The sequence below is a fragment of the Microvirga flocculans ATCC BAA-817 genome (assembly GCF_000518665.1).
In the GTDB taxonomy this organism is placed as follows: domain Bacteria; phylum Pseudomonadota; class Alphaproteobacteria; order Rhizobiales; family Beijerinckiaceae; genus Microvirga; species Microvirga flocculans.
This window is the reverse complement of record NZ_JAEA01000007.1, coordinates 273,440-282,207: the sequence shown is the minus strand read 5'-3', so window position 1 is coordinate 282,207 and position 8,768 is coordinate 273,440. Positions and strand designations below refer to the sequence as shown.

Here is an 8,768-nt window from a genome sequence, read left to right as displayed (position 1 = left end):
TGGAGACCCAGCTGGCTCCGACCCTGTCGCACGGCGACGTCGTGATCCTCGACAATCTTCCGGCACACAAGAGTGCGAAAGCCGAGATGGCCGTCCGGGCCCGTGGCGCGTGGCTCCTGTTTCTGCCGCCCTACAGTCCGGACTTGAATCCGATTGAGCAGGTCTTCTCGCAGATCAAAGCGCACTTGCGCAAAGCCGAAGCCCGAACCATCGAGGCACTCTGGCGCGCCATCGGCGACATCTGCGATCTCGTGAAGCCTGAGGCGTGCCGCAACTACTTTACCGCCGCCGGATATGGATTCGTTTGAATGACCGCCGCTCTAGCATCCGCACCGTTGCCTGTCACGAAACCAGGCCGGAAATCCCGGCGGGACCGCACAGGACAGTTAATGGAACCTCCATCGCGGGGCTTAGCGCATCGGGTGGATCCCAAAAGTGCAAGTCAACTTTTCTCGTCAGATGTTTACGGTGAGCGCGTTGCATGCGCCGATCGCCATTCGCGGCGCATCCCGTGTTCAGGACGTCAGGCGAGGATACATGCGGGCCGCAATCGCCACGAGCAGCGCCGTCACGGCGGTGAGGATGGCAAGGTCGACACCAAGCCCGTATTTGCTCGTGCCGCCGGCCAGCATGAGGGCGCGGAGGCCGTCGACTTCATAGGTCAGCGGATTGGCGGATGAGACGGCCCTGAGCCACGCCGGCATCAATTCGATAGGATAGATCGCGTTGCTGGCGAAGAAGATCGGCATGGTGAGCACCTGGCCGATGCCCATGAAACGCTCCCGTGTCTTCACGATGCAGGCGATGATCAGGGAGAAGGTCGAGAATAGGGCCGAACCGATGGCGATGAAGAGCGCGACACCGGCGATGTGGACCGGGGAGAACGAAACCTCGATCCCCATAAGGACTGCGAGCCCATATACAATGACGGCCTGGGACAGGCCCCGCACGGCCGACGAGGCCGCCTTGCCGAGAACGAGCGCGCTGCGCGGTGCAGGGCTGACCATGTAGCGGTGCAGCACCCCGAGATCCCGCTCCCAAATTACGGCGATCCCGTAGAAGATGGCGGCGAAAAGGACGCTCTGGGCCAGGATGCCGGGCGCCAGGAAATCCAGGTAGCGGCCTCCATCCGCGATGCCCCGCACCTGGGCCATGACCTGCCCGAACAGCAGAAGCCAGATCGCAGGCTGGAGGGCTCGCGTCAGGAGTTCGCTGGGGTCATGCCCGAGCTTCTGGATCTCGGCTGCCGCCACCGCATAGACCTGGGTGAGGTACCCCATCGCCGGTGACGGCAAAGCCGCTTCACGAATGGGCGCGAGCGCTGGCGCGGGTCTGTCGGACATCGCGATAGGATCCTGCGGTAGTGATCTCGGTCCCCGTCACATGGGCGAACACGTCGTCGAGAGTGGCTTCGGGACCGATCCGGGCTTTCAATTCCTGGGGCGCGCCCACCTCTTCGAGCCGCCCCGCATGCAGAACCCCGATCCGGTCGCAAAGCTCGTCCGCCTCGTCCATCAGATGGGTCGTGATCAGGATCGTGGTGCCGAGATTGGCACGCAACTGCCGCACATGATCCCAGACGGCGCGGCGGGCCACCGGATCGAGCCCGACCGTCGGCTCGTCCATGAACAGGACGGCAGGCTCGTGGATCATGCTCTGCGCGATCTCGAGCCGCCGGATCATGCCCCCGGAAAAGCCCGAGACGAGGCGCTGAGCCGCATCTTCCAGATCCATCAGCTTGAGGGCGGCCTCGATGCGCACCGCCCGTTGTGCCGGAGGAACGAGATAGAGGCGCGCGGAAACCAGAAGGTTCTCGTAAGCCGTCAGGGCGCCGTCCGCCGACAGGAGCTGGGGCACATAGCCGATATGGGCCCTCACCTTCGCAGGCTGGCGCACCACATCGAAGCCCGCTACGCGGGCGGTCCCGGAGGTCGGCGGCAGCAGGGTCGTGAGCATCTTGATGAGGGTCGATTTTCCGGCCCCGTTCGGCCCGATCAGACCGAAAATCTCACCCGGGCGGACCTGCAGGGAAACGGCGTCGAGAGCCGTCAGATCGCCGAAGCTCCGCGTCAGAGCCTGCGTCTCGATGATGCCGGCCTCATTGGGCCGATCACCTGAATCCGGTGCAGCCATCGCCTCTCCGCCCGTTACCTTCAGATCAGGAAGCTTGCCCGGCGATGAGCAGAGTCAATAAGCCGGGCCGCCTTGTCGCAGGCCAAGGGCACTAAGGCTCAGGCGCGTCAGGCTCACGCGGAGAAATAGGCGTCCAGCACCTTGCGGTAGATCGTTGCCAGCCGGTCGAGATCGGCAACCGGCACGCGCTCGTCGATCTGGTGCATGGTCTGGCCCACGAGGCCGAACTCGACCACGGGGCAGTACTTCACGATGAAGCGAGCATCCGAGGTGCCGCCCGTGGTGGAGAGCTTAGGCACTGAGCCGGTCTCGGCCTTGATGGCATCGGCGATGAAGTCCACGAAGGCATTCGGCGGCGTGAGGAAGGCGACCGCGTTGGTCGGCTCCATGGTCAGGGTGTAGCGCACCGTGTTGCCGGCGGCCTCGCGCAGGCGGCGCTCGATCTCCGCCTCAAGGCTACGGGGCGTCCAGAGATCGTTGAAGCGGATGTTGAAGGTGGCCTTCGCCTCGGCCGGGATCACGTTGGAGGCCGGATTGCCCACGTCGATGGTGGTCACCTCCAAGTTCGAGGCATCGAAATGGTCGGTGCCCCGGTCGAGCGGCTCCTTCAAAAGCCCGTCGAGCAGGCGCATCATGCCCGGAATGGGATTGTCCGCGAGGTGCGGATAGGCCACGTGCCCCTGCTTGCCCTCGACGACGATGCTGCCCGTGAGCGAACCGCGCCGCCCGATCTTGATCATGTCGCCGAGCTGGTTCGGGTTCGTCGGCTCGCCCAGGATGCAATGATCGAACCGCTCGCCGCGGCCCTTCGCCCATTCGAGGAGCTTCACCGTGCCGTTGACGGCAGGCCCCTCCTCGTCTCCCGTGATGAGGAAGCCGATGGAGCCTTTGAAATCCGGATTGTCGCGGATGAAGTCGAGCGCCGCCGCCATCATGCAGGCGATGCCGCCCTTCATATCGACCGCGCCGCGCCCGTAGAGTTCGCCGTCGTGGATTTCGCCGCCGAAGGGATCGTGCGTCCAGCGGCCCACATCGCCCGGCGGCACCACATCGGTGTGGCCCGCAAAGAGCAGATACGGCTCGCCCGTGCCGTACCGGGCATAGAGGTTCTCCACGTCCGGCGTTCCGGGCTCGGAGAAGACCGGGCGGTGAACCTCGAAGCCTGCTTGCTTCAGAACGCTCTCGATGAAGGAAAGCGCCCCACCCTCCTCCGGCGTCACGGAGGGGCAGCGGAGAAGGGATTGGGCGAGGGAAAGCGGTGAGTGTTCCATCGGATCAGTCGCGCAACAGCTCGTTGATAGCCGTCTTGGCGCGGGTCTGCGCATCGACGCGCTTCACGATGACGGCGCAGTAGAGGGATGGGCCGGGAGTGCCGTCCGGCAGGGGCTTGCCGGGGAGCGAGCCGGGGACGACCACGGAATAGGGCGGCACGCGGCCGATGAAGACCTCGCCGGTGTTGCGGTCGACGATCTTGGTCGAGGCGGAGAGGAACACGCCCATGGAGAGCACCGAGCCCTCGCCGACGACCACGCCCTCCACCACCTCGGAGCGGGCGCCGATGAAGCAATTGTCCTCGATGATGGTGGGATTGGCCTGGAGCGGCTCCAGCACGCCGCCGATGCCGACGCCGCCGGAGAGATGCACGTTCTTGCCGATCTGGGCGCAGGAACCGACCGTCGCCCAGGTATCGACCATGGTGTTCTCACCCACATAGGCACCGAGATTGACGAAGGAGGGCATCAGCACCACGCCGGGCGCGATATACGCGCCGCGCCGCACGGTGCAGTTCGGAACGGCGCGGAAGCCCGCCTCCCGGAAGCGGTTCTCGCCCCATCCGGCGAACTTGGAGGGCACCTTGTCCCACCAGGTCGCTTCGCCCGGACCGCCCTTGACGATTTCCATGTCGTTGAGGCGGAAGGACAAGAGAACGGCCTTCTTGAGCCACTGATGCACCTGCCACTCGCCGCCGGCGGTCTTCTCGGCCACGCGCGCCTTGCCGGAATCGAGAAGCTCCATGGATTCGTCCACGGCCTCGCGCGCGGCTCCCGTGGTGAAGGGGCTGACATTGGCCCGGTCTTCCCAGGCGGCGTCGATGGTTCGGGCGAGATCGGCGATGGACATGGGGCAACTCGGCGCAAGGGTTTCCAAGGGGTTCATTGCCGTCTGATTAGCAACGGCGCTCCGGCCTGTCACCTGCAACACGCACGATCCGATGCTTCCTTCCTTGATGAGCACATCGTTGACGGCGCAAAACCGGGGCCACTTTTGCGCACGAGGCGCTCACGGATCAGAACGAGGTGCGCTGGCGGATCGCGGCGGAGAGCGTGCCTTCGTCGAGATAGTCGAGCTCGCCGCCGACGGGCACGCCATGGGCGAGCTTCGTCACCTTCACGGGCAAATGGGCAAGAAGCTCCGTGATGTAATGGGCCGTCGTCTGCCCATCCACCGTGGCATTGAGCGCAAGGATGATCTCCGTCACGCCGGGCTCGGACGCGCGGGTGACGAGGCGCTCAAGGTTCAGGTGCTCGGGCCGCACGCCGTCGAGCGGCGAGAGCACGCCGCCGAGCACATGGTACTTGGCGTTGATCGCTCCCGCGCGTTCCAGCGCCCAGAGATCGGACACGTCCTCCACCACCACGAGGATGGACGGATCGCGCTTCGGATCGCGGCAGATCGTGCAGGGATCGGACGTATCGACATTGCCGCAGGACGAGCACACGACGATGCGCTCATTGGCGATGCGCATGGCATCGCTCAACGGATTGAGCAGCGTCTCGCGCTTCTTGATGAGATGAAGCGCCGCGCGCCGCGCCGAACGGGGCCCTAAGCCCGGCAGGCGCGCGAGCAGCTGGATCAGCCGCTCGATCTCAGGGCCGGCGACGTGCTGGGCCATTCGTCACCTCAGAACAGCTTCAGGCCCGGAGGCAGCGGCAGGCCCTTGGTGATGCCTTCCATGCGCTCCTGCGCGGCGCGCTCGGCCTTGGCCCTGGCGTCGTTCATGGCGGCCACGATGAGATCCTCGAGAATCTCCTTCTCGTCCGGATTCATGAGCGACGGATCGATGTTGATCGCCTTGAGGCTGCCCTTGCCGGTGACCTTGACGATCACGACACCGCCGCCGGCCGTGCCGTCGACTTCGAGAGCATCGAGCTCGGCCTGGGCGTCCTGCAGCTTCTGCTGCATCGCCTGAGCCTGCTTCATAAGTCCCATGATGTCCTTCATGAGCGTATCCTTCGCTTAAAACAGATCGTCGTCATCTTCGGCTTCGAGCGCGGCGAGCGTCTCGTCTTCGCCGAGGCTTTCCGCCTGCGCATCGTCGCCGGGCTTCTCGGCGCGCTCGATCACGTTGACGATCTGCGCGCCCGGAAATTTCGACAGCACGGCCTGCACGAGAGGATGATTGGCCGCCCCTTCCTTGCGCTCGCGCTCGGCCGCGATGGCCTTCTCATGGAGGGTCTGCTGCCCCTCCTCGGAGGAGAGCGCCACCATCCAGCGCTCGCCTGTCCATTGCTGGAGGGCGCGGGTCAGATCGTTGGCGATGGTGCGGCTGCCGGTTTCGGTGAGGCTGAGCTCGATCCGCCCTTCCTCGAAGCGCACGAGGCGCACATCCCGTTCGAGCTGCGACTTCAGCACGATCTCGCGCTTCTCGCCGGCCAGCGCCACCACGTCCTCGAAGCGGCGCAGCCGCATGGTCGGCTGGGGCGAGGCCGGTTGCGGGCGCGGCTGCGGATGAGGCTGCGAGGTCGCCAGCGCCATGCTGCCGGAGGTGGCGGGGCCGGAAGGCCGTGGCACCGGGGCGGACGGTCCGCCGGACGGCACGGGCGCACCGTCCTTCAGGGCGCGCAGGGCTTCGTCCGGCGTCGGCAGGTCGGCCGCATAGGCCAGGCGCACGAGCACCATTTCGGCGGCGGCGATCGGGCGGTTCGAGGACTGAACCTCGGGAATGCCCTTCAGAAGAATCTGCCATGCCCGCGACAGGGTGCGCACGGAAAGCTTCTGCGCGTAGTCGAGGCCGCGCGTGCGTTCGATCTCGGAGAGCGCCGGATCCTTCGCCGCTTCCGGGATGAGCTTGAGGCGCGTGACCACATGCGAGAAGGCGGCGAGATCGGAAAGGATCACGGCCGGGTCGGCGCCCGCGTCGTATTGCGAGCGAAGGCCCGCGAAGGCCGCCGGCACGTCGCCGCGCATGACGGCCTCGAAGAGATCGATGACCTGGGTGCGGTCGGCGAGCCCCAGCATGTCGCGCACGGTCTCGGGCGTGACCACGCCGGCTCCGTGGGCGATGGCCTGATCCATGAGGGACAGGGAATCGCGGGCCGAGCCTTCCGCCGCGCGGGCGATGGCGGCGAGCGCCTCCTGGTCGGCCTGCACGCCCTCGGCCTCGCAGATGCGTGCGAGATGCGCGACGAGCTTGTCGGCCTCGATGCGGCGCAGGTCGAAGCGCTGGCAACGGGACAGGATCGTGACCGGCACTTTACGGATTTCGGTGGTGGCGAAGATGAACTTCGCGTGGGGCGGCGGCTCCTCGAGCGTCTTCAGGAAGGCGTTGAACGCCTTCTCCGAGAGCATGTGGACCTCGTCGATGATGTAGACCTTGTAGCGGGCCGAGACCGGCGAGTAGCGGATGCCGTCGATGATCTGGCGCACGTCGTCGATGCCGGTATGCGAGGCGGCGTCCATCTCCAGCACGTCCACGTGCCGGGATTCCATGATCGCCTGGCAATGCACGCCGAGCTCGGGCATGTGGATGGTAGGCGCGCCGGAGCCGTCGGCCTTCTGGTAGTTCAGGCCGCGGGCCAGGATGCGGGCCGTGGTGGTCTTTCCGACGCCGCGGACGCCCGTGAGCATCCAGGCCTGCGGAATGCGGCCGGTCTCGAAGGCGTTCGAGAGAGTGCGGACCATCGCCTCCTGACCGATCAGGTCGTCGAAGGTCTTGGGGCGATATTTGCGGGCAAGGACGCGATAAGGCGAAGCCGGCGCGGCAGGTGCGGGCGCGGAGGGGAAACCCGGCAGGGCCGGCTCGTCGTTCAGGGGCGTGCCGGCTGTGGTGTCGTCCATCGGCTGCAAGGCTTTGGGAAACGGATAAGGTGGGAGGCTGGACGAAGACCCGTTCGGTCTCGTTAGGGCTGCTTCCTTCCGGACCTGACCCGGTTGGCGAGTGAGACGTCCCTCGCCAACCTCCCAGTGGCTATATGGGCGTTTCGGGGCAGGAACGCAAGTTGGAAACGCGCGCACTCCACGGTCATCTCGGCTGGCGGGATGGAGCAGGCGACAGGGCGGCTGACACGACGGCGCAGGCTCGGTTACATAGCGCCATGACATTCACGCTCGATTCCCGGCTCGAAGCCGACACGATCCCCGTCGGGGACCTGGTCCTCTCCTCCGTCCTGCTCCTGAACGACGCCCGGTTTCCCTGGTTCGTCCTGGTGCCGCGCATCGCGGGGCTCAGCGAGTTGACGGACCTCTCGGAGGAGCAGTCCGCCCAGCTCATGCAGGAGATCCGCATCGCGACCAAGGTCATGCTGGAGCTCTCCAAGCCCGACAAGGTGAACGTGGGCGCGCTCGGCAACATCGTGACGCAGCTTCATGTCCATGTGATCGGGCGCTTCCGCTCCGATCCCGCCTGGCCCGGCCCCGTCTGGGGGCACGGCACCCGGACGCCCTACCCTCCTCACGCGGCCACCGCCCTGATCGAGCGCGCCGCCTCCCTTTTCGCGGCAGCCTGACCTCATGACCCGTCCCATCGCCTACATCACGAACCCGCTCGTCCGCCACAGCGCGGAGCGGGACCCCGAGGCGCTCGTCAAGGCCGCCCAGGATTCCCGGACCGCCCAGGTGATCCTGGCAGGCGATCTGCCGGTCCTCCAGACCGGCGAGCCGGGCACAAGCCTCCTCCCGTCAGACGCCATGGGGCGTCTTGCCGCGCACCAGGAACAGGTCTTCCTCGGCACCCTGGGCGAGCGCCCGGTGGTGGCGACCCTGGCCGCGCCCGAGGCCGCCGGTCTTTTCCAGAACGATCCGGCCTTCACGGTGACGGATCTGCGCTCCATCGCGATGCGGGGCCTCGTGCCGGCGGAGGAACTCGGGCTTCTGGCCATGGCCAAGTCCTTGCTCGACTGGCATCGCCGCCACCGCTTCTGCGCCAATTGCGGCGCGCCGACGCAGCCCGCTCAGGCCGGTTTCCGCCGCGATTGCGCGGCCTGCGGCGCCCAGCATTTCCCCCGCACCGACCCGGTGGTGATCATGCTGATCGTCCGCGGCGACAAATGCCTCATGGGTCGCCAGCCGCGCTTTCCGGAAAAGATGTATTCCTGCCTTGCGGGCTTCCTGGAGCCTGGGGAGACCGTCGAGGACGCGGTCCGTCGCGAGACCTTCGAGGAATCCGGCATCCGGGTCGGCGCGGTGCGCTATCTCGCCTCCCAGCCCTGGCCCTTCCCGTCGAACATCATGATCGGCTGCATCGGCGAGGCCCTTACCGACGAGATCCATTTCGACGGCGAGGAACTGGATGACGCCCGCTGGTTCAGCAAGGACGATGTGACGCGCATGCTAGAAGGCTCCCACGAGCATTTCGCCGCTCCCGCCCCCATCGCGATCGCGAACCATCTCCTGCGGGAATGGGTGAAGAAATAGGC

At 66.2% G+C, this 8,768-nt stretch carries 10 protein-coding genes and 1 other RNA gene; 3 read left to right on the top strand and 8 right to left on the bottom strand.

All coding sequences use genetic code 11. From position 1 onward, the window contains the following. Positions 1–308: transposase (locus tag L879_RS0109735; protein WP_027315945.1), on the top strand; the 308-nt coding region annotated here is incomplete at its 5' end. Between the two features lie 207 nt (positions 309–515). Here the strand turns inward: L879_RS0109735 and L879_RS0109730 are convergent. The 8 genes from L879_RS0109730 to ffs all read right to left on the bottom strand — a co-directional run bounded on the left by L879_RS0109730 (position 516) and on the right by ffs (position 7,316). Further along, positions 516–1,343 carry an ABC transporter permease gene (locus L879_RS0109730; protein WP_084020880.1) on the bottom strand — a complete coding sequence of 276 codons (828 nt, stop codon included), beginning with the start codon at positions 1,341–1,343 and terminating at the stop codon, positions 516–518. Then, positions 1,303–2,133 (bottom strand): ABC transporter ATP-binding protein, encoded by an 831-nt coding sequence (locus L879_RS0109725; protein WP_027315943.1) that lies wholly within the window; start codon positions 2,131–2,133, stop codon positions 1,303–1,305. Before L879_RS0109725 ends, L879_RS0109730 begins: the two co-directional genes overlap by 41 nt. Positions 2,134–2,246: 113 nt before the next feature. Further along, positions 2,247–3,404 carry a succinyl-diaminopimelate desuccinylase gene (gene dapE / locus L879_RS0109720; RefSeq protein WP_027315942.1) on the bottom strand — a complete coding sequence of 386 codons (1,158 nt, stop codon included), beginning with the start codon at positions 3,402–3,404 and terminating at the stop codon, positions 2,247–2,249. Between the two features lie 4 nt (positions 3,405–3,408). Continuing rightward, on the bottom strand, positions 3,409–4,254 hold the full coding sequence (gene dapD / locus L879_RS0109715; RefSeq protein WP_027315941.1) for a 2,3,4,5-tetrahydropyridine-2,6-dicarboxylate N-succinyltransferase: 846 nt from the start codon (positions 4,252–4,254) through the stop codon (positions 3,409–3,411). A 166-nt stretch (positions 4,255–4,420) separates the two neighbouring features. Continuing rightward, entirely contained in the window at positions 4,421–5,026 is a 606-nt protein-coding gene (gene recR / locus L879_RS0109710; protein ID WP_027315940.1) for a recombination mediator RecR, read from the bottom strand. An 8-nt stretch (positions 5,027–5,034) separates the two neighbouring features. After that, positions 5,035–5,355 (bottom strand): YbaB/EbfC family nucleoid-associated protein, encoded by a 321-nt coding sequence (locus tag L879_RS0109705; RefSeq protein ID WP_027315939.1) that lies wholly within the window; start codon positions 5,353–5,355, stop codon positions 5,035–5,037. A 15-nt stretch (positions 5,356–5,370) separates the two neighbouring features. Further along, the gene (locus L879_RS0109700; protein ID WP_027315938.1) at positions 5,371–7,191 is read right to left on the bottom strand and encodes a DNA polymerase III subunit gamma/tau; all 1,821 of its coding nucleotides are present in this window, start codon (positions 7,189–7,191) and stop codon (positions 5,371–5,373) included. Between the two features lie 28 nt (positions 7,192–7,219). Then, positions 7,220–7,316, bottom strand: an RNA gene (gene ffs / locus L879_RS23210) — signal recognition particle sRNA small type. Positions 7,317–7,448: 132 nt separating this feature from the next. Between ffs and L879_RS0109695 the strand changes: the two genes are divergently transcribed. Together L879_RS0109695 and nudC are read left to right on the top strand one after the other, a co-directional pair. After that, positions 7,449–7,859 carry an HIT domain-containing protein gene (locus L879_RS0109695; RefSeq protein ID WP_027315937.1) on the top strand — a complete coding sequence of 137 codons (411 nt, stop codon included), beginning with the start codon at positions 7,449–7,451 and terminating at the stop codon, positions 7,857–7,859. Between the two features lie 4 nt (positions 7,860–7,863). Continuing rightward, positions 7,864–8,766 (top strand): NAD(+) diphosphatase, encoded by a 903-nt coding sequence (gene nudC, locus L879_RS0109690; protein WP_027315936.1) that lies wholly within the window; start codon positions 7,864–7,866, stop codon positions 8,764–8,766. The last annotated feature ends 2 nt before the right edge of the window (positions 8,767–8,768 follow it).